Annotated in this window: 14 protein-coding genes; 5 read left to right on the top strand and 9 right to left on the bottom strand. The window is 66.6% G+C overall.

The annotated features are described in order from the left end of the window. Positions 1–70: 70 nt before the first annotated feature. Positions 71–562 carry a GNAT family N-acetyltransferase gene (locus H7828_RS10470; RefSeq protein WP_226780972.1) on the bottom strand — a complete coding sequence of 164 codons (492 nt, stop codon included), beginning with the start codon at positions 560–562 and terminating at the stop codon, positions 71–73. Continuing rightward, entirely contained in the window at positions 559–1,296 is a 738-nt protein-coding gene (locus tag H7828_RS10465) for a DsbA family protein (RefSeq protein WP_226780971.1), read from the bottom strand. The genes H7828_RS10470 and H7828_RS10465 overlap by 4 nt, the downstream gene beginning before the upstream one ends. 142 nt (positions 1,297–1,438) lie before the next feature. Between H7828_RS10465 and H7828_RS10460 the strand changes: the two genes are divergently transcribed. The 4 genes from H7828_RS10460 (at position 1,439) to H7828_RS10445 (ending at position 6,455) form a co-directional block, all read left to right on the top strand. Then, entirely contained in the window at positions 1,439–2,578 is a 1,140-nt protein-coding gene (locus tag H7828_RS10460; protein ID WP_226780970.1) for a pyridoxal phosphate-dependent aminotransferase, read from the top strand. Positions 2,579–3,173: 595 nt separating this feature from the next. Beyond that, a complete protein-coding gene (locus tag H7828_RS10455) occupies positions 3,174–3,938 on the top strand; it encodes a sugar transferase (RefSeq protein ID WP_226780969.1) in 765 nt (254 codons plus the stop codon). A 146-nt stretch (positions 3,939–4,084) separates the two neighbouring features. Continuing rightward, entirely contained in the window at positions 4,085–5,038 is a 954-nt protein-coding gene (locus H7828_RS10450; RefSeq protein ID WP_226780968.1) for a CpsD/CapB family tyrosine-protein kinase, read from the top strand. Positions 5,039–5,150: 112 nt separating this feature from the next. Then, a complete protein-coding gene (locus tag H7828_RS10445) occupies positions 5,151–6,455 on the top strand; it encodes a GumC domain-containing protein (RefSeq protein WP_226780967.1) in 1,305 nt (434 codons plus the stop codon). A 10-nt stretch (positions 6,456–6,465) separates the two neighbouring features. On the opposite strand, the gene H7828_RS10440 is transcribed toward H7828_RS10445, so the two are convergent. Next, positions 6,466–7,827, bottom strand: a complete 1,362-nt coding sequence (locus H7828_RS10440) for an oligosaccharide flippase family protein (RefSeq protein WP_226780966.1) — start codon at positions 7,825–7,827, stop codon at positions 6,466–6,468. Between the two features lie 194 nt (positions 7,828–8,021). On the opposite strand from H7828_RS10440, the gene H7828_RS10435 reads away from it, so the two are divergent. Further along, entirely contained in the window at positions 8,022–9,227 is a 1,206-nt protein-coding gene (locus H7828_RS10435; RefSeq protein ID WP_226780965.1) for a glycosyltransferase, read from the top strand. Here the strand turns inward: H7828_RS10435 and H7828_RS10430 are convergent. Genes H7828_RS10430 through H7828_RS10405 form a run of 6 tightly spaced genes read right to left on the bottom strand, consistent with a single transcriptional unit; the run spans position 9,224 to position 19,544 of the window. Next, positions 9,224–10,051, bottom strand: coding sequence for a glycosyltransferase family 2 protein (locus H7828_RS10430; RefSeq protein ID WP_226780964.1), 828 nt, complete (start codon positions 10,049–10,051; stop codon positions 9,224–9,226). The genes H7828_RS10435 and H7828_RS10430 overlap by 4 nt on opposite strands. After that, entirely contained in the window at positions 10,048–12,390 is a 2,343-nt protein-coding gene (locus H7828_RS10425; RefSeq protein WP_226780963.1) for an SGNH/GDSL hydrolase family protein, read from the bottom strand. Before H7828_RS10425 ends, H7828_RS10430 begins: the two co-directional genes overlap by 4 nt. Continuing rightward, positions 12,387–13,340 carry a hypothetical protein gene (locus tag H7828_RS10420; RefSeq protein WP_226780962.1) on the bottom strand — a complete coding sequence of 318 codons (954 nt, stop codon included), beginning with the start codon at positions 13,338–13,340 and terminating at the stop codon, positions 12,387–12,389. Before H7828_RS10420 ends, H7828_RS10425 begins: the two co-directional genes overlap by 4 nt. Beyond that, positions 13,340–14,062: a 4'-phosphopantetheinyl transferase family protein gene (locus H7828_RS10415; protein WP_226780961.1), complete on the bottom strand. Its 723-nt coding sequence runs from the start codon at positions 14,060–14,062 to the stop codon at positions 13,340–13,342. The genes H7828_RS10420 and H7828_RS10415 overlap by 1 nt, the downstream gene beginning before the upstream one ends. Beyond that, on the bottom strand, positions 14,059–18,555 hold the full coding sequence (locus H7828_RS10410; protein ID WP_226780960.1) for a MupA/Atu3671 family FMN-dependent luciferase-like monooxygenase: 4,497 nt from the start codon (positions 18,553–18,555) through the stop codon (positions 14,059–14,061). Before H7828_RS10410 ends, H7828_RS10415 begins: the two co-directional genes overlap by 4 nt. Further along, positions 18,552–19,544: a glycosyltransferase family 2 protein gene (locus H7828_RS10405; protein WP_245398667.1), complete on the bottom strand. Its 993-nt coding sequence runs from the start codon at positions 19,542–19,544 to the stop codon at positions 18,552–18,554. The genes H7828_RS10410 and H7828_RS10405 overlap by 4 nt, the downstream gene beginning before the upstream one ends. Position 19,545: the final 1 nt, after the last annotated feature.

Genomic DNA, 19,545 nt, shown 5'->3' with positions numbered 1-19,545 from the left:
TCGCGCGGGTTGAAGGTGCGGGAGCCTCCGGCGGGGATATTTGAAGGACCAAAGATGAGGGGCCGGGCGGCTAGATCGCGCGGCTGAGTTCGTCGCGGATGTGGGTTCTTGCACCGAACGTGGCGGGCGGGGTCGTCTGGCGGTGGCGGAACCCGTGCGCCTGCCAGAATCGCAGGGCCGCGGGGTTGTCGCGAAAGACGCAGAGCAGCAGGCGGGTGCAGTGACGGTTTCGGGCCGCCCGGATCACCTGTGACAGCACTTCGCCACCGATGCCGCGCCCCCTTGCCGTGGGCACGAGCATGAGCAGGCCGATATAGGCGTCGGTGGTTTCGGGATAGCCCTGCGACCAGTTCAGCAGGCCGATGGGTCTTTCGCCTTCGCAGATCGCCATGGCGAAGATCTGGTCGGCGGAAAGGCCCGGCGGGGCATCATCGAAAAACCCGGCCACATGGGCCGGGCCGGGCGCCTGGCCGGTTTCAAGCGCGATGTAGTCGGCGCAATCGGACTGGAGCTCGGCGACCAGGGCGGCATCTTCCGCCCCGAGCGCGCGCAGGGCGATCATCCCTCGCGCAGGGATTTCACGATCTGTTCCATGGTGTCGAGCGGCACATAGCCGCGCACCATCTGATCGCCGAAGACGAAGCTGGGCGTGCCGTTGATGTTCAGCCGCTGACCCAGGGCGCGGTTGGCGGCGATGATGCGGTTGACCTCGGGGTCGGACATGGCGGCGATGATGGCATCGCCATCCAGGCCATTTTCATCGGCCAGGGCGCGCAGGGTGTCGGCCGTCATGTCACCGCGCAGGGCCATGAGGGCATCGTTCATCGTCCGGTAGGCGTCATCGCCGGCGACCTTCTTGGTGGCGATGGCAAAGCGCGCGCCGGTCACCGAATCCTCGCCCAGGATCGGGTATTCCTTGACGATCAGGCGGATGTTGCCGTCGCGGGCCAGAAGCTCGGCCACCTCGGGGTGGGCGCGTTTGCAATAGCCGCAGCGGTAGTCGAGGAATTCAACGATGGTCACGTCGCCCTCGGGGTTGCCGCCCACCCAGCTTGCGCCGTCGTTAAAGAGGGCGTCGGCGTTGTCGGCCAGAAGCTGCTGATCGCCCATGGCCTGCTGTTCGGCCTGGCGCTGTTCCAGCACGCCGATCGCCTCCATCAGGACCTCGGGATTGTCGAGCAGGTAGGCGCGCACCTCGGCCCGGAACTCGGTGCGTTCGGCATCGGACATCTCGGCCCCCGCGGGAAGGGCAAGGGCCGCCGACAGGGCGAGGGCGGTCAGGGGGGTGCGCAGCATCGGGGCTCTCCTGTAAATCAAATCGCGGTCAGCATCGCACAGCGGGGCGTGGTGGCAAGGGGGCTCACGCGGGTTTGTCCGCGGGCGGGCATTGACGGCGGTGTCCTGCCGGGCGACGAAGGCCAAAACCGGGGGACGGCACATGAAACAGAGCAAGCGGGGGCAGGTGGCCCCCTTCATCGTGATGGACGTTATGGAGCACGCCCGCGCCGCCGAGGCGGCGGGCCGCCACATCATCCACATGGAGGTGGGCCAGCCCGGCACCCCGGCCCCCGCCGGCGCAAGGGCCGCGCTGGCCGCCGCGATGGAGACCGGATCGCTGGGATACACCGTGGCGCTGGGTCTGCCCGAGTTGCGGGCGCGGATCGCGCGGCTCTATCGCGATTGGTACGGTGTCGAGCTGAACCCCGAGCGGGTCATCGTGACCTCGGGGTCGTCGGCGGGCTTTCTGCTGGCCTTCAGCGGGTTGTTCGATGCCGGCGATCGGGTGGCCCTGGGCAACCCCGGCTATCCGTCCTACCGCCAGATCCTGCGCGCGCTGAGCCTTGAGCCGGTGGGCATCGACACCACCCCCGAAGCGCGGTTCCAGCCCACCCCCGATAACCTGCCCGATGACATCGCGGGCCTGATCGTCGCCTCGCCCGCCAACCCCTCGGGGACCATGCTGGACAAGCCCGACCTCGCGGCGCTGATCGCCGCGACCGGGGCGCGTGGTGCGGCCTTCGTTTCGGACGAGATCTATCATGGCGTGAATTACGACAAGCGGCCGGTGTCGGCCCTGGAAATCAGCGACGATGTCTATGTGATCAACTCCTTCTCGAAGTATTTCTCGATGACCGGCTGGCGGATCGGCTGGATGGTGGTTCCGGACGATCACGTGCGCATGATCGAGCGGCTGGCCCAGAACATGTTCATCTGCCCGCCCCATGCCAGCCAGATCGCGGCCCTGGCGGCGCTGGATTGCGATGACGAGTTGCAGGCCAACCTTGGCGTCTATGCCACCAACCGCCAGTTGCTGATCGACGGATTGCCCGCGGCCGGGTTTACCACCTTCGCGCCGCCCGATGGCGCCTTTTACGTCTATGCGGACGTGTCGGACCTGACCGATGACAGCCTGGCCTTCGCCGCCGAGATCCTGGACAAGGCCGGGGTGGCCGTGACACCGGGCCTTGATTTTGATCCGGGGCGGGGGGCACGCACGCTGCGGTTTTCCTATGCCCGCGCGACAGCGGATATCGTCGAGGGGCTGGAGCGGCTGACCCGTTTCATGGCGAATCGCTAGGCAGATTTCATCCCGGGCGATTCGCCGGGCCGGGGGAAAATTCGGCCTGTCGCCTGAAATTCCGGCCTCTCTGATCGTTTGTGCACATATGATCTGCGAGGATGCGCAGAGTCATGCCCAAATGATGGCATTCGTATGCGATGCCGTAGCGTCACAATCGTCAAACCACTCGAACTTGCCCGTGAAAATGGTTTACCTAAACGTCAATCGAAGGTGATAGCTGACGTTAGGTCAGGCATGGGAAGAACGAAACTTCTTCAGATGCTCGACGTTACTAGATCCGGAAGGCGCAATCATGAATGTTTGTTGCTTGCAAGGATGAAATGGTTGTTCACGAGTTCGATTGTTAAACGAAACGCGACGTCGGAGGTGGAAACGGTCTGTTTTGGACGAATTTTCTAAAGTTCGGCTCAAAATGCGCTTTATCCATTGAAGTCGGTGCGTGGGGTGCCATTTCAGGGTGCCGGTCCGGGTCTTTCCCGTGGCCGGCACCACATTCGCCAAGTCTTCCGGGGCCATGGGCCCCTGGTTGGAAAAATACGATTGCACCGCGCTGCCAACGTGATGTGCTGCATCCTTTCAGGAGGAGCCCGGGGTGAGAAATGAGGTTTATGAGGGTCGCGCGATGGGCCTGTCGGGGGCGACCAGCCCGAAAACCGACAGCGGCACCATCGTTTCGGTCTTCTCGCCCGGCCTGGCCTTTTCGGCACGGCACAACCCGGTCACGCCGGGGGGCAAGCTTCCCGGATCGTTGCAATACCGCGCCTTGGGCAAGCGGCTTCTCGATATCATCCTGGTGCTGCTGTCGGCGCCGCTGACCCTTGTGGTGGTCGCGATCTGTGCTCTGGCGCTGGCGATCGAGGGCGGATCGCCCTTCTACCGGCAGGACAGGCTGGGCGTGGGCGGGCGGCGTTTCTCGATCCTGAAGCTGCGCACCATGGTGCGTGATGCCGATGCCTGCCTTCAGCGATACCTGGATGCCGATCCGGCCATGGCCCGCGAATGGGCCGAAACCCAGAAGCTGAAGCACGATCCACGCATCACCCGTGTCGGGGCCTTCCTGCGCACCACCTCGCTGGATGAACTGCCGCAGTTCTGGAACGTGCTGGTGGGCGACATGAGCCTGGTCGGCCCGCGCCCGATGATGCCCGAACAGCTGCCGCTTTACGGCGATCCCTATGCCTATTTCGCCATGCGCCCCGGCATCACAGGATATTGGCAGGTGTCGGCGCGCAACGAGAACCACTTTTCCTTCCGGGCCGAGATCGACGCGCAATATCACGCCAAGATGTCGCTGCCCTGCGATCTGGGCGTGATGATGCGCACGGTCGGTGTTATGCTGCGGCGAACCGGTTATTGACGGGGCAGGGCCGGGCTTGGCCAGATAGTCGCCGTGTGGCTGCCTTACGGCTGCCGCTTTGATCCGCGAGTGTCGGCCCTGATCCGGTGCTCTGGCGTCTTTCGGGGCGTGGCAGGGCATTGGCCCAGACGCAGAATGGTCAAGCGATGAACAAAGTGTCAAACCCGCCCGATCCGTTGGATGGCCTGTTCGACCCCGAAGACTGGGACGATCATGCAGGTGGGCGCCATATGAACCAATCGCGCAAACCAAGGGCGCGGCTGAAACGTGACAGCGGTTGGGCGCAACGCCTGAACGAAGTGGTCGCGCGCGCCGAAACCTCGGTTTTCACCCCGCCGCGCGACCGCGAGGGTGAGGGGCTGTTCGCCGGTGGCACGGCCGTCGATCATCCGCGCACCAGTGAAACCTGGGTCGGGCTGCGGGTGATCCAGCCGCGCGCGCGCAAGTATGAACTGGGCGGCGCGCCCCTGGCGAACCATTACCGCGAAAGCGAGGTGTCGCGCGCCATCGACCTGCTGCGCACGCGGCTGATGCATACCCTGCGCCAGAACGGCTGGTCGCGCATCGCCATCGCCGCGCCGACTCCGGGCTGCGGGGTGACGTTTACCGCCGTCAATCTGGCGATGTCGCTGTCGCGGGTGCCGGGAAGCCGCAGCATCCTTGTCGATCTGAACCAGCACAACCCGGGCGTGGCCGATGCGCTGGATGTGCACGGGGTGGGCGAGATCCGCCATTTCCTGTCGGGCCGGGTGGCCATGTCGCAGCACCTTGTGCGCCTTTCCGATACACTTGCCCTGGGGCTGAACACCCTGCCGTTCCAGGACAGCGCCGACATTCTGCACGACCGGCGCACCGCCCGGGTGCTTGAGGCGATGCAGACCGCGCTGGTGCCTGACGTTGTGCTTTACGACATGCCGGCAATCCTGGCCCACGACGATCTGGGCGCCTTCCTGCCGCAGGTCGACGGGGTTCTTCTGGTGTCTGATGCCACCCGGACCACCGCGCGCCAGATCGCCGAATGCGAACGCATCCTGGCGGGGCAGGCGCCGCTGCTGGGGGTGATCCTGAACCGCGCGCGCCCCTCGTCCCGGACAAAATAACCCCGATAACGGCCATTTGTCCCCAGACGGGCCACAGTTTCGCCCCGTTGATCTGGTTTGCTCGCCTTGCGCGGGTTATCTTCTGCCCGCTGATGCTTTGGGATGAACTGCGATGGGTCCGATTTATTCACTGGACGATGCCCTGGACATGGTGCGCCGCCACCTGCGCCTGATCATCGGGCTTGTGCTGCTGGGCTGTATCGCGTCGCTGATGTTCGCCTCGAACCAGCAACACATGTACCGCAGCGCCGAGGTGATCCAGATCGAACGCCCCAAGATCGCCAACGATCTTGCGCCCTCGACCGTGGCCGGATCGTCGGCGCGGCGCCTGCAACTGATCGAACAGCAGATCATGGCGCGCGGCAGCCTGATCGGCGTGATCGAGAAGTTCGATCTTTACGGCGACCTGCCCGGCATCACCCTGACCGAAAAGGTGAACCGCCTGCGCGAATCCGTCTCGATCAATGGCGTGGCCGCCGTGCGCGAGGGCTTTGCCGATGACGGCACCATCTCGGTTCTGACGATCACCGCCAACATGCCCTCGGCCGAGGCGGCGCAGGCCGTCGCGCAAGAGCTTTCGCAGCGCACCATCGCGCTCAGCGCCAGTTCCCGCGCCGAACAGACCGAGGCAACGTTGGAGTTCTTCACCCGCCAGGAAGAGCAGCTGACCCGCGAGATCGCGGAATTGCAGGACGAGATGGCCGAATTCCGCGCCGCCAATGACCTGGCAATCCCCGGTTCGCTGGAATTCCGGCGGGGCGAGATTTCGACGATCAACCAGGCGATTCTGGACATCGAACGCAACCGCATCTCGGTTCAACGCGAGTTGGACCAGGTCGACAGGAACGGCCGCCGCGCCACGGTCGAACGCCAGACAGCCGAGCTTGAGGCCCAGCTTGCCGGCCTTGACGAACAGCGCGATCTTCTGCGCCAGCGCGTCGCCGACCTTTCGGCCAGCATCGAAACCAGCCCCGAGATCGAACGCCAGCTTTCGGCCTATACCCGGCAGCTCAGCCAGCTACAGGGGCAGCTTGACGTGATCAGCACCCGCCGGGCCGAGGCCGAGGTGGGCGCGCGGCTTGAGGCGCGCAACAATTCCGAAAAGCTGACCGTGCTGGAAGCGGCCCCCTTGCCCGAATACCCCTATACCACCTCGAAGAAGCGTCTGGCGCTGATGGGCGGGGTGGCTTCGGTGATGGCGGCACTTGGCGTGGCCTTCCTTCTGGACCTGCGCAAGCCGGTTCTGCGCACCGCCGCGCAGATGAAGCGGGAAACCGGGCTGACGCCGGTCGTTTCGATCCCGTTTCTCGAGGCAAAGCCGATCCGGGTTTCGCCCCTCACGCGCCTGCGCCACCGCTTTCACGACTGGCAGGAGGGGCGGCGCACCCGCGCCCTGAACCCCGGCGACAACGCCTGAGAAAAACCGCTCAGGTCGCGGCGATCATCGCCAGGATTTGCCCCCAGTGCAGCCACAGCGACAGTGCCGCCACCACCGCGCCATAGCCGAAGAACACAAGGTCATGCACCGGATCCCAGACCCGGTGATGGCGCGCCAGCCAGATCGCGACCGGATGTGTCAGCAGCGTCGAGAGCCCCAGCCCGACCAGCGCACCGATCAGCCCGAACATCGCCACGCCGATCAGGATGAACCCCACCTGAAGCACGGCACGCGAACAGGAAAAGACGAAAAAGCGTCGCGAATCCCCGGCCGCCAGCGCCGCCTGATCATAGGACAGCCCGATCACCTGCGGAATCTGCGCCGCCGCCAGCAGCACCAGGATGGCCCCCGCGTGGACATAGCGCGCATCGTAAAGCAGATCGACGATCTCGGGGCCGAGGAAGGCCATCACCGTGAGAAGCACCATGATCGGCACCCCCAGCGTATAGCGCATCTTGCGCAGCTTGCGGGCGTTCTCGGGCGAGGCGTTGGGCGGCGTGTCACGATAGATGGGGATCAGCACCTTTCCCGTCACCGCCTGGCCCAGGGCAAGGGGGAAGGCCGCCAGGAAATAGCCGATATTGTAGACGCCAAGGGTGTTCAGCGGCAGGAACTTGCCCAGGATCGCCTTGTCCCCCTGCGAGCTGAGAAACCAGAAGGCGGTGGACAGGAAGATCCATTTGCCGAACTTGATCAGCTCGTTGGCCGCGGCCCTTTCCCAGCGGAAGCGGTTGCGCAGGCCGGGCAGCCCGAAATGGGTAAGCACCAGTTTCGCCAGAACGCCCACCACGCCGCCGATCACCAGCGCCATCACCGATTGCAGCGCCGCGGCCAGCGCGATCATCGCCAGCACGCCGATGGCCTGGCTGGCCAGGTCAAGAACCGTCAGCCGCCCCACCAGAAGGTGGCGGTGCGCCGTTTCGATGCGGGTGGGGTTGAACCCGGCAATGGCCAGGGACACCCCCGCCAGCGGCAGGTACAGCGCAAGGTCGGGTTCGCCATAGAACATGGCGACGGGCCAGGCCAGAACACAGGCCGCCAGCCACAGGCCGAAACCGCGGATCACCTGGATCGTCCAGGCGGTGTTCAGGAAATCGGGGTCGTCGCCCCGCCGCGATTGCGAAATCGAGGGGCTGATGCCAACGTCCGAAAACATCGCAAGACCCACGGTCACGACGCTGACCAGCGCCATCATCCCGAAGGCCTCGGGGAACAGCAGCCGGGTCAGGACAAGGTTGGCCGCAAGGCGCATGCCCTGGCTGCCGGAATATCCGATCAGGATCCAGGATGAACTGCGCATCGCGCGCGCCATCAGCCGGTTGCCCTGCATCGCTGCCATCAATCGCTTCATGCCCGTCCCCCTTGCCCCCTGTGTTTATGGGGCAACCCGGGCCGGTGGCCAGCACTATTCCCCGTGATTTTCCCGTTAAATGCCACAGTTGCGCCGCGAAGCGACCACTGTGTGATAGCAAGAAATGACCACAATCTTCGGTTGTCCTGTATACCTGTACCGGGATCGCCAATTTCACTGCAAGGACTGCCCTCGTGAAGATCGCATATGTGCTGAACACCTATCCACAACCCTCGCACAGCTTTATCCGGCGCGAGATTCATGCGCTTGAGCGGGCGGGGTTCGAGGTGCTGCGTCTGGCCATGCGGCGGTTTGACGATGAACTGGTCGATCCCGCCAACGAGGGCGAACGCCAGCGCACGGAATACGTTCTGAAACAGGGGGCGGGGCGGCTTCTGGCGGGGTTTCTGCGCCTTGCCCTGCGCCATCCGGGCTCCACCCTGCGCGCCCTGCGCGTGGCGCGGCAGCTGTCGCGCAACGCGCAGGGCAAACGCCTGCGCCACCTGGCCTATGTGGTCGAAGCGGCCCATGTCGCCCGGCGCTGCCGGGACGAGGGGGTGCAGCATGTCCATTGCCATTTCGGCACCAACGCCCCGGCAATCGCCATGCTGGCGCAGATCATGGGCGGGGTGCAGTACAGTTTCACCGTTCACGGCCCCGAGGAATTCGACACCCCCGAGGCGCTGTCGCTGGGCGAAAAGATCCGTCGCTCGGCCTTTGCCGTGGGAGTCAGCGAATTCGGACGCTCGCAGCTTTACCGCTGGGCGGGGTTCGATGTCTGGGACAGGGTGAAGGTGGTGCAATGCGGAATCGAACCCCATGTCTTCCCCAAGGCCACGCCCTTTCCGGCGCTGCCGCCCCTGCGCGTTGTCACCATCGGGCGGTTCGTGGAACAGAAGGGCCAGTTGACGCTGGTGCATGCCATGGCGCGGCTGAAGGAAAGCCATCCCGAGATTCACCTGACGCTGGTGGGCGACGGCCAGATGCGTCCGGCCATCGAAAAGGCCATCCGTGCCGTCGGGATCGAGGATCGCATCACCCTGACCGGCTGGGTCGGCGAAGACCGGGTGAACGCCGAGCTTGAGAATGCCCATGCCATCATCATGCCCAGCTTTGCCGAAGGCCTGCCCATGGTCCTGATGGAGGCCATGGCCACGGGCCGCCCGGTGATTTCCACCTTCGTTGCGGGCATTCCCGAACTGGTCACGCCCGACTGCGGCTGGCTTGTGCCGGCGGGCGATGTGAAGGCGCTGGCCGATGCCCTGATCGCGCTGTCCGAAACGCCGGTCGCGCAGATGGCCGAAATGGGGGCGGCGGGGCGCGAAAGGGTGCTGGCGCGCCACGACGTGGATGTCGAGGCGTCAAAGCTGGCCGGCCACATCCGCGCCGCCGTGGGCTAACGCCCGCGCACCCAGCGCCCGGCATTGGCAAAAAGCGGTGATTTCACCGCCAGCGTGATCGCGGCATAGACCGCGAAGGCCACCGGATCGCGAAACAGCCGCCGCAACACCCCGCCCGCGCCCAGATGGCGCGCATCGTCATTGGCCAGAAGGTCGGGGTGATGGCGGGCAATCTCCTCCACGCCGATGTTCTGGCGGCGGCGCACGCGCACGAGGTTGGCAAACCCCTCGACCATGGGCCAATCATAGGTGGCGGGCAGGCGTAGCCGTTCTTCGGGGGCAAACTGCAACCGCACGAAGGTATCGTCCGAGATGATGTCGGGAAAGGCCCCCCAGCGCGCCCGCCCGGCGGCGTTGACGGCATAAAGCCCGAAGCCCGGCGCGCCATGGGTGACGAAGGGCAGGCCGGACCAGAACCGGGCATAGGCGCGGGTGACGGGGCTTTGCGCCCGGCTGACGCGGGGCGATCCGGTGGCATAGCGCGGCGCGGGCTGCCCCAGCGCTTCGACGATCTGTGCCAGCAGCGGGGGCGAAACGATGACATCGGCGTCGAGATAAAGCCGCAGATCCCACGTGGCGGCGCCATCGCCCAGGTTCATCGCGTTCAGCTTGCCACCCTCGGGCGTTTCGATCACGTTCAGCGTCCAGCCCCGGCGCGCGGCCTCTTGCGCGAAACGGCGCGCCACGGTGGCGGTATCGTCACGGCATCCGTTGGCCACCACGACGATCTGCCCCGCCACCCCGTCGGACCGCAGAAGCGCCGAAAGGCAGGCGGCCAGATACCCGGCCTCGTCATGGGCGGGCAGGATGACCGAAAGGCTCATCTCGCCGCCTCGATGGCCTGCCAGCGGGGGTTGTCATCGCCCAGATGGCGGCGTGCGCCCCAGCTTCCCCATTTGGTGGGGGCATAGACATCGTTGAAGACGTTGAACATCTCGCCCCCCAGCGCATACCATCCCGCGATCAGATCACGGTACAGCGCGCCCATCTCGGGCGAATAATTGAAGCGGATGAAGAAATCGCTCAGCGCCGCGTCATCCGCCATGGGGCCGATGCCGGTCAGATGCGTGCCGCCTTCATACATGACAAGGCGCAACCCGTATCTGTCGGCCACTGCCTTGTGATGGGGCAGAACCCGGTTCAGCAGGTCGGACAGCGTGTCGGTGGCATCGCCGGTGACGCTGCCATCGCGCAGCTCTTTCGCGGCAAGCGCGGTGGCCTCACCCTCTGCCAGCCAGCCGCGCAGCAGGGGCGCGCGCGCCTCGGTGCCCAGGATGCCGCCGAAATAGCCGGTGATGGCATAGGCATCGAAGGCGTCGGCGGGCCGGGCGTTCCCCTCGGCCACCGAAAGCGGGGCAGTCAGGATCGCCTCTTCCAGGCCCAGCCAGCCGGTCTGGGTCGCGATCACGTTGATCAGCCGGTCCTCGGGCAGGATCGAGGACCATATATTCGCCACCTCCGCCGCGCGCATGCCGTAGAACTGGTGGCCCGCGTCAGGCTCGGACCAGCGGGCGGCGGCCTGTTCGCGGGCCCATTTCGCCTGGTCGAATTGCCAATTCCAGACCTCGTTGGAATATTCCGCGATGACCTGCCGGTCGGGGGCCAGACCCGCGCGCACCGCTTCGCCAAAGGCGCGGACATAGGCATCGTCGGCCATGTGGGGCAGGGTGAACCAGGGATCGGCCTTCAGCCGGTTGGCCAGCGCGATCAGTACTTCGACCGGCACGCCCTTTTCCGCGTAGGTGTAATCACCGGGGCGGGGGCGATCCTGCCAGTGCACCTGGGTGGAATTGTTGGTGGCCATCCAATCCATGAACCGCAGCACCCGGAAACCATCCAGCAGCGCCAGCCAGTCGGGGTTGAACAGCGCCCCGGCGTCGAAATCGGCCACCCGGTCGGCCCGCACAACGGTGATGGCGCGCACCGGATCGGCAGGATCGGTGCGCTGGATGCGAATTTCCACCGGGCCGGGGCCGGGGGTGAAATCGAAGGTTACGGCATTCTTGCCATAGCGCTGATTGCGGGCGCGGCCCGACACCTCGACGATGCCCTTGCCCTGAAAACGCAGAAGATACGATCCGGCCGCCCCCGCCGCATCCTCGGGCAGGTCGGTCAGGATCAGGGTGCCGATGCTGCCCAGATCGCGGGGCAGGCGGGTGGGCCAGCCGTTTTCGTCCAGCAGACCAGAGTCGCGCAGGGCAGCGGTTTCGACCCCGCCCCATTGGCCCGGCCTGTGACCGATCCAGGGGCGGGCGGTCTTCATCAGGTCGAGGAACGGCAGCTGCACGCTCCAATCGGTGATGGCGGCTAGGTTCACCGCCATGTCGCCCTGCCGCGCTGGGGGCGCGGGCTGCGGGGGGGCGGTGGGTTGCGGCGTCCTGCGGGCCTCTTGTGCGGGCGTGACGTTGCGCGCGACTTCGGTGGCGATGCCCTGCATCCGGGCGATCAGTGCCGGATCGGCCGAAACCAGCGCCCGGTCATGGCGCCCGCGCAGCCGGTGGGGCAAGCCCGTCGGGTCCTGCCCGCTGAGCATGGCATAGCTGACCAGCGCCACGAAGTAATGGCCCAGGTCGTTGGGGTGAATGTCGTCGTCGAACAGATCGCCGATATCGCCCAGCCCCGGCGCCTCGCCCGCAGCGATGGCGTCCGAAAGTTGCCCCATGGCCTGACCGGCGGGAACAAGGGTGGCGCCCGCCGCCTCGGCCAGGTCTTGCCACAGCGGCAGGTCATCGGCGATCCGGTCGCGCCAGGGGGTGGCGGCGCCGGTGTCGTGGGGCACATCCACGCCGGTGCCGCTGTTCAGCGAATGCCAGGTTTCCAGAACGAAAACCCGCACTTCGGGGTTTCCCTGGCGCGCAAGATCGGCAAAGCGCGCGGCGTAACCGGTGCTGTCGCTCCACTGCAGATGGTTGGCAAGCGGGATCGCCTCGGTCAGGATCAGGGCGTCGGTGCCGCCGGGCAGGGCGGCGCGGGCATCCACGCCTTCGGCCTCGGCCGAGTGATCCCAGTTCCATTTCAGGGGGGCGCCGTTGATGATCTGCGCCTCGACCCGGGTGTCGGCGCCACCGGCCTGCAACAGCTGTTCCAGCATTCCGGGTTGATCGGGGCCGATCAGCGAATGGCCCACCATCAGGACGGCCGAGAGGGTCGAGAGCAGGCTCATGCGGGGACGCCCGTGCGCGGATCGGCGCGCACCACCTCCCAGGCCAGCCTTTGGATCAGGGCGGCGGCGGCCGCGCCGGGCGCATCGGCGGGCGTGCCATCGGCGCGCAGAAGGCGGTGCGGCAGGCCAAGGGGCGGGCGGTGATAGAGCGTTGCGAAATGGGTGACAGCCACGAGGTAGGCGCCGATATCGTTCAGGTGAATCGGATCGCGGCTGCCATCGGGGGCAAGGGCGAAGAGATCCTCGCGCCGGGCCAGGCCGGGAAGGGGGTCGGATTCGATCGCGCGCACCACGCGGGCCAGAACCTGCCCCGCCGGGATCAGATGGATCGGGCGGGGCGGCGCGGTGGACAGGTCATGGGCCAGCAGCTCGCCCACCCACAGCCGTTCGATATCGGCATCGAGCCGGGCCAGAAACCCGCCCGAATCGTCCAGCCCATGCCAGGTTTCGTAAAGATAGACGCGGGTGGTGGGGTTGGCGCCGCGCGCCAGATCGGCCCAGCGGGTCAGGTAGGGGCCGCTTTCGTGGTATTTCAGGGCATCCAGAAGCTCGACCATCTCGGTCAGGATCACGGCGTCGTAATCGCCCGAACCGATGGCGCCATGGGCGGGGCGAAACCTGTCATGGGCGTTTTCGCTGGCAAAGCCCTGAACCGGCAGGCCCGGATACCAATGCTGGCGCAGCGCGGTGCCCTGGCCCAACTGACTGTGATACCGATGCCCCTCACCGGCCAGTTGCGCCAGCATGGCGGGCATGTCGCGGCCCACCAGGCTGTGGCCCAGATGAAAGACGTTCAGCCCGCGCCGGGGTGTGGGCAGGGGGGTCTGATAGGCGGCGGCCACCGCGACCGGGCCGGGAAGGCGGGCGGGGCGGTGCAGGCTGCCAAGGGCAAAGCCACCGCCCGCCGCCGCCAGCAGCGCAAGGGCGGCCCGGCGCGACGGCCCGCCCATCAGCCGCCCCCGGGGTGCCGCAGGGTCAGGCCGGTCAGGATCAGGCCGTGGCTGCGCGCGAACCGCCCCTGCATCCGGCTGCCCGAGGCGAAGGGGCCGACCGCGCGGGTAAAGGTGGTGGCGAAGATCCCGCCGGCAAGATCGGGCAGAATGGCGATGGCCTGGAAATCCAGAACCTCGCGCGACAGGGGGTATTGCGCCTTGTAGGCGGTTTCCTTGGCCGAGAAGATCAGTTTGGCCAGGCGGCCCTGTTCGGCACCCGGCTGCGCGCCCAGCCAGTTGCGTTCAGGGCTGGTGCAGATCAGGTCGATCATCTCGGGGTCGAGCGGTTCGTCCTCTTCGACATCCACGCCAAGGGTGCGGACATCGCGCGCATGGGCCATGGCGCAGAGGCACAGGCTGTCGCAATGCGAAAGGCTGCCCACAAGACCGGCGGGCCAGATCGGCGCGCGGTCGGGGCCGGGCATCACGGGCTGCGCGGGTTGGCCAAGGGCGGCCATGGCACGATGGGCCGCGATGCGCCCGGCGGTGAATTCAAGCTGCCGCTTGGCCACCATGCGGGTCATCCCGCTGCGTTCGGGCATCAGCAGGTTGCCCATGGGCGCGCGCGGGTCGCACAGGGCAATGGCGATGTCATCGGCAAACAGGCCGCGCGCCGCGGGTTCGACCATGGCACCCGACATCGGGCCGTCAGAGATGGAAAAGTCGGAAATCGCAATCATCCTGTCTTGGCTCCGCGGCCGGCGCGCATGGCGCGCCGCCGCGACATGGTTTCTGCCCGTGCGGGGCTGTCGTCAACCCTTTCGGGCGCAGCGTCGCCGCCCGGCTGCCCCTTGGTCAGATGCGCCGCCAGCCCGCCCAGCGTGGGAAAGCGGAAGATGTCGGTGATCGACAGCGCCACGTCGTCCAGCGCGGCGCGGATTTCGCGATGTGCCTGCACCGCCAGCAGCGAATGCCCGCCGAGGGCGAAGAAGTTGTCCTCGGCGCGGATGTCGCCCACCCCCAGGATGCGCGACCAGACCGCGGCGATGGCGGCCTGCACCGGGTTGTCGGGCGCCGCGCCCAGGTTGGCGGCACGGGGCGGGCGGGCCGGTTTCGGGTCGGGCAGGGCGTTGCGGTCGACCTTCTTGTTCGGCGTCAGCGGGAATTGATCCAGCGTGACCAGATGCGCCGGGATCATGATGTCGGGCAGGGCGGCCAGATGGGCGCGCATGGCGGCTTCATCGAAGCCCGGCGCGATGGCATAGGCCACCAGCCGCGTATCGCCGCCCATGTCGCGGGCCACCACCACCGCCTGTTTCACGGCGGGGTGTTCTGCCAGCCGCGCCTCGATCTCGCCCAGTTCGATGCGGTGGCCGCGGATCTTCACCTGGTGATCGCTGCGCCCCAGGAAATCGAGCGTGCCATCGGCGCGCCAGCGCACAAGATCGCCGGTGCGATACATCCGCCCGCCGTGGAACGGGTTGTCGGGGAAGCGTTCGGCGGTCAGGGCGTCGCGCTGCCAATAGCCACGCGTCACACCCTCGCCGCCGATGAACAGTTCTCCTGCCACTCCGGTGGGTGCCGGGTTGCCTTGCGGATCAAGGACATAGACCTGGGTATTGGCGATGGGTGTGCCGATGGGCTGAATGTCGGGGTCGTCATCCACGCTTTGCACGGTCGACCAGATGGTGGTCTCTGTCGGGCCGTACATGTTCAGGATCCGTGCCCTTGTCGCGCCATGCAGGGATTTCACAAGATCGCCCGGCAAAGCCTCGCCCCCGATCATCAGTGTCCTGATCCGGCCCAGAGACTGGCGGGCGTCGTCGTTCAGCGCGATCATCCGCGCCATCGACGGGGTGCATTGCACATGCGTCACCCCGTGGCGGCGGATCTGCGCGGCGATCGAGAAATCATCCTCGGCCGGGGCGGTGGCGGTGTTGGTCAGGCGCAGGGCCTCGGCCAGGGGTTTCAGCCCCTCCATCACCACTTCGGGCGCAATGCCGTAATCGATCAGGCAGGCGATTTCATCGACGCCGATGCGCTTCAGCTGCTCGGCCCGTGCCACGGCATCCTCGACAGTGCCAAAGAGGCCCGAATCCTCGAAATAGCGCTGGAAGGCGAAATCCAGGATCGCCTCCATCTCGTCCTCGGCCAGGCCGCCCAGGTCAACCTCGAAGGGGTTGGTCACGCCTGCAGGCCGCTTGAAGGCCGGGAAGGCCCAGGCATATTGCTTGATCAGGCCCGCCGCGCTGCGCAGATAGGCCTTCATCGGTTCGCGCGCCACCTCGCGCGCCGTTTCGCGGTCGTCCGCCAGATAGGTGTGCAGCATCAGCGTGACCTTGTGATCCGCCGGATCGTGGCCCGCTTCGCGCAGGGCGTCGTTATAGATCGTGATCTTGCCCGCCACCTCTTCGATGCTTTGGCCCAGAAGGTGGGTCAGCACGTTGGCGCCGATGCTGCCCGCCTCGCGCCAGGTGTCGGGGTTGCCGGCGGTCGTCACCCAGACGGGCAGTTCCGCCGATACCGGCCGGGGCTGTGTGACCACCGCAAAGGGGGTGCCGTCCTTCGTCGGAAACTCAACCGCTTCGCCGCGCCACAGGCGGCGCAGGGTGTCGATGGCTTCGAACATCGCGGGCTTGTTGGCGGGGGGCGTGTTTTCGGGGCGCAGCACGAAATCGTCGGGCTGCCAGCCGCTGGCGATGGCCAGCCCCGCGCGCCCGGCGGTCAGGTTGTCGATCACCGCCCATTCCTCGGCAATGCGGGCGGGGTGGTGCAGCGGGGCGACGCAACTGCCGGCCCGCACGCTGAGGTTCTGCGTCACTGCCGCAACTGCCGCTCCGGTGACCGAGGGGTTGGGATAGGGGCCGCCGAAAGCATGAAAGTGCCGTTCGGGCGTCCAGATGGCGTTGAACCCGTGGGCATCAGCGAACTTCGCACCCTCAAGCAACAGTTCGTATTTCTTCGGCCCCGCGCCATCGTCGTTGCCCCAATAGAACAGGTTGAAATCCATGTGCCGGTCGCTGCGCGCCGGTGTGTCGCCGGCGATCAGGGTGCGGTTCTCATCGCTGGACAGCACCAGCTTGAAACCGCGCGCCAGGGTCCAGAACAGCTCCAGCACCGAGATGTCGAACGAGAGAGATGTGACCGCAAGCCAGACGGCGCCTGCCTCGTGGTCGATCCGCTGATCCATCCCGACGAAGAAGTTGGCGACATTGCGGTGTTCGACCATCACCCCCTTGGGCAGACCGGTCGAGCCGGAGGTATAGATCAGATAGGCCAGATCGCCCGGAGCGGCACCGCCCTCGGGGTTGGTGTCGGGGGCGGCGGCGATGCGGGCATCGTCGGTGACCAGCACCTGCGCGTCGCTTTCGGGCAGGCTGGCCACCAGCCCGGGTTGCGCGACGATCACCGCCGCGCGGCTGTCGGTGACGTAATGGGCGATGCGGTCGGCCGGATAGGCCGGATCAAGCGGCACATAGGCGCCCCCGGCCTTCAGGATACCAAGCGCCCCGATCAGAAGGTCGGGCGAGCGGTTGACGCAAAGCCCGACATTGGCCCCCGGCGCCACCCCCATGTCGCGCAGGGCATGGGCCATGCGGTTGGCGGCGGCGTTCAGGGCGCGATAGGACAGCGTTTCGCCCTCGAACACCAGGGCGGGCGCATCGGGGGTGCGGGCCACCTGGGCCTCGAACGCGGCGTGAATCGTCAGGCTTCGGTCATGGTCGGTGGCCGTGGCGTTGCGGCTTTCGATCAACGCGTCGCGCTCGCTTTCGGGCAAGCCGCTGCCGCCCTCTGCGAGGTGCAGAAGACGGGCGATCAGAAGATCTATGGCGGCAGCGCCTAGCCGGTTGGCATCGTAGTGCAGGGTGGTGTCGTCCAGCGTGACCGTGATGGCGGTGCCATAGACGGTGCCCTGTTCCGACAGCGCGATTCCGGGGCGGGCCAGCGAAATGTCGGGGTCGCGGGTGAACAATTCACGCAGGAAACCGGGGTGGCGGGCGATCTTCTCAAGCTGCGGTGCGATGGCCGCCTCGATCCCGGCGGTATCGCCCTCGGGGATGCGCAGGAAGGCGGTGGTGGCCACAAGGCCGGGCGCGGCCTGCACATGGCCGACAAGCGCCGCGCTGGTAAACCCGATGTCACCGGCGACTTCGCCCGAGGAGAGCCGCGCCCATTGCGCCAGAAGGGCGATCAGGGCGGTGCGGTCCTGCACGGGCAGGTTCAGCGGGCGGCTTTGCCAATCCTGCGTGGCGCCCAGCGGCGCGGCAAGGGGCAGCGGGAAAGGCTGCGCCGTCTTCAGCCGCGCGCGCCAGTATCCTTCGCCCGCCACCAGCGCGCCGGTGTCGCCAACCGCGCCCGGTGCGATGACCGTCCCGACAGCGGGCATGGAGCGCGCGGAAACCGCCTGGCCCAGCGGGTTGGTCAGCCCCGAAAGGCGCAGGGCACCATCGGCGCAGGCAACGGTCACGCCGTCGCCGCCGCTGGCCAGGACGGTGCCGGGGCTGCCTGTGCCCTCGGCGGGTTCGATTGCGTCCACCAGCAGCGGTAGATCGGGCCCCGCGATCTTGGCGCAGGTCAGCGGGTTCTTGTAGCCGTTGAAATCCAGCCCCCGCACCAGCGCGATCAGCACCTCTTGCGGTTGGCTGAAATCGAGGAAGCCGCCGTTTTCGGGCCTGTCGTCGCGGGCAAAATAGTGCCGCTGCGACAGGTCTTGCGGCTGACGTTTCAACCCGCTTTCCAACTGGTCGATCAGGGCCGGGAAACTGTCCATCGCGGCGCCGTAGCATTTGGAGTTGAGGGTAAAGGCCGTATCCTCGGGCGCGATGGGAAACGCGCGCTGTTCCAGGATGTCGCCTTCGTCGATGCCGCCCTCGATGACGTGCCAGGTGATGCCGTGGCTTGAATGGCCGCGCATGCGTGCCCAGGCGGGGGTGTTCAGCCCGGCCATCTGAGGCAGCGGGCCGTCGTGAAAGTTGACAGCGCCCTTGCCCGCCCTCGCCAGCACCGCATCGGGGATCACCGACAGGTTGGCGATGGACAGCAGCCAGTCGAACGCGGTGTCGATGTCACCGGCCCGCGCCAGCAGGGGCAGGCCCTTGCCCTCGGCCCAGGACGTGATGGCGGGGTCGCGCGAAACGACGGCGGCAATGGCATGACCCCGCGCCAGAAGCATGTCGCCACACCCGATCAACAGGGATTCATCACCGATCAGAACTGTGCTGAAATGCGTCATGTGCGGTCCTCGCTGCGGGGGGTGGCGGTTTTGGGCATGGGTTCGGGCAAAAGCCCGAAGGTATGGGCGATCAGGTCGCGCAGGAAATGATCGGGGTCGCGCAGGGGGCGGCGCTGCACCGCGCAGCGCAACCGCCACAGCGCGGCGCCCGAGATCAGCGCGGCGGTGGCCAGGCCGTAGCGAAGCCTGCCGTGGTTCTTGACGAAGTAATGGCGCCGGGAATCGAACCAGTAGCGCGGCATCCGCCGCCAGGTCTTCATGCCGGTCGAGACCGAGCCGATATGCACCACCCGGCTTTCGGGAATGTACCACGTCTCCCATCCGGCATTGGCGGCGCGGCGGGCCAGGTCGGTTTCCTCGAAATAAAGAAAGAAGGTTTCGTCGAACAGCCCGATGTCATGCAGCGCGCTGCACCGCACCATCAGGCTGGCCCCCGCCACCCAATCGACGCGCTGCGCGCTTTGTGGAACGGGCAGGGCGACAATGGCATGTTTCAGAAGGCGCGAAACGATACCGGTGCGCACGGCGCCCTCGAACTCTCCGGCGATCGAGGGGAAGCGGAAGGCGGTGCAATGGGTCACGTCATCCTCGCCGCGCACATGGCTGCCCGCAAAACCGGCGCCGGGCGTCTGTTCGAGAAAGGCCATCAACGTGTTGATGCAGCCCGGATCGGGAAAGGCGTCGGAGTTCAGGATATAGACGTAATCGGGGGCGGTGCCGTCGGACAGGCCCGCGCGGATGCCGTGGTTGTTGCCCGCGCCAAAGCCGCCGTTCCGCCCGGCCTGAACGACACGCACGCGCCCGCCGTCCGTCCAGCCCCGGGCATCGGCCGCATCCCGCAGCATTTCAAAGCTGCCATCGCCGGAATCGTTGTCGACGATCACCAATTCGCCCCCTGTCGCCTTCATGTCGGCAAGGGCGGCTTCGGCTGCGCGCAGGGTCATCGGCGCGGTGCGAAAGTTCAGAAGGACGGTCAGCAGGCTGGGCATC

It is taken from the genome of Oceaniglobus trochenteri (assembly GCF_020529025.1).
In the GTDB taxonomy this organism is placed as follows: Bacteria; Pseudomonadota; Alphaproteobacteria; order Rhodobacterales; family Rhodobacteraceae; genus Oceaniglobus; species Oceaniglobus trochenteri.
This window is presented reverse-complemented; position numbering and strand designations above follow the sequence as displayed.

What these genes read in the sequence shown, in the direction of transcription:
- H7828_RS10470 (WP_226780972.1), bottom strand. Translation starts at nt 562, where the DNA reads ATGATCGCCCTGCGCGCGCTCGGGGCGGAAGATGCCGCCCTGGTCGCC.
- H7828_RS10465 (WP_226780971.1), bottom strand. Translation starts at nt 1,296, where the DNA reads ATGCTGCGCACCCCCCTGACCGCCCTCGCCCTGTCGGCGGCCCTTGCC.
- H7828_RS10460 (WP_226780970.1), top strand. Translation starts at nt 1,439, where the DNA reads ATGAAACAGAGCAAGCGGGGGCAGGTGGCCCCCTTCATCGTGATGGAC.
- H7828_RS10450 (WP_226780968.1), top strand. Translation starts at nt 4,085, where the DNA reads ATGAACAAAGTGTCAAACCCGCCCGATCCGTTGGATGGCCTGTTCGAC.
- H7828_RS10445 (WP_226780967.1), top strand. Translation starts at nt 5,151, where the DNA reads ATGGGTCCGATTTATTCACTGGACGATGCCCTGGACATGGTGCGCCGC.
- H7828_RS10440 (WP_226780966.1), bottom strand. Translation starts at nt 7,827, where the DNA reads ATGAAGCGATTGATGGCAGCGATGCAGGGCAACCGGCTGATGGCGCGC.
- H7828_RS10430 (WP_226780964.1), bottom strand. Translation starts at nt 10,051, where the DNA reads ATGAGCCTTTCGGTCATCCTGCCCGCCCATGACGAGGCCGGGTATCTG.
- H7828_RS10425 (WP_226780963.1), bottom strand. Translation starts at nt 12,390, where the DNA reads ATGAGCCTGCTCTCGACCCTCTCGGCCGTCCTGATGGTGGGCCATTCG.
- H7828_RS10420 (WP_226780962.1), bottom strand. Translation starts at nt 13,340, where the DNA reads ATGGGCGGGCCGTCGCGCCGGGCCGCCCTTGCGCTGCTGGCGGCGGCG.
- H7828_RS10415 (WP_226780961.1), bottom strand. Translation starts at nt 14,062, where the DNA reads ATGATTGCGATTTCCGACTTTTCCATCTCTGACGGCCCGATGTCGGGT.
- H7828_RS10410 (WP_226780960.1), bottom strand. Translation starts at nt 18,555, where the DNA reads ATGACGCATTTCAGCACAGTTCTGATCGGTGATGAATCCCTGTTGATC.
- H7828_RS10405 (WP_245398667.1), bottom strand. Translation starts at nt 19,544, where the DNA reads ATGCCCAGCCTGCTGACCGTCCTTCTGAACTTTCGCACCGCGCCGATG.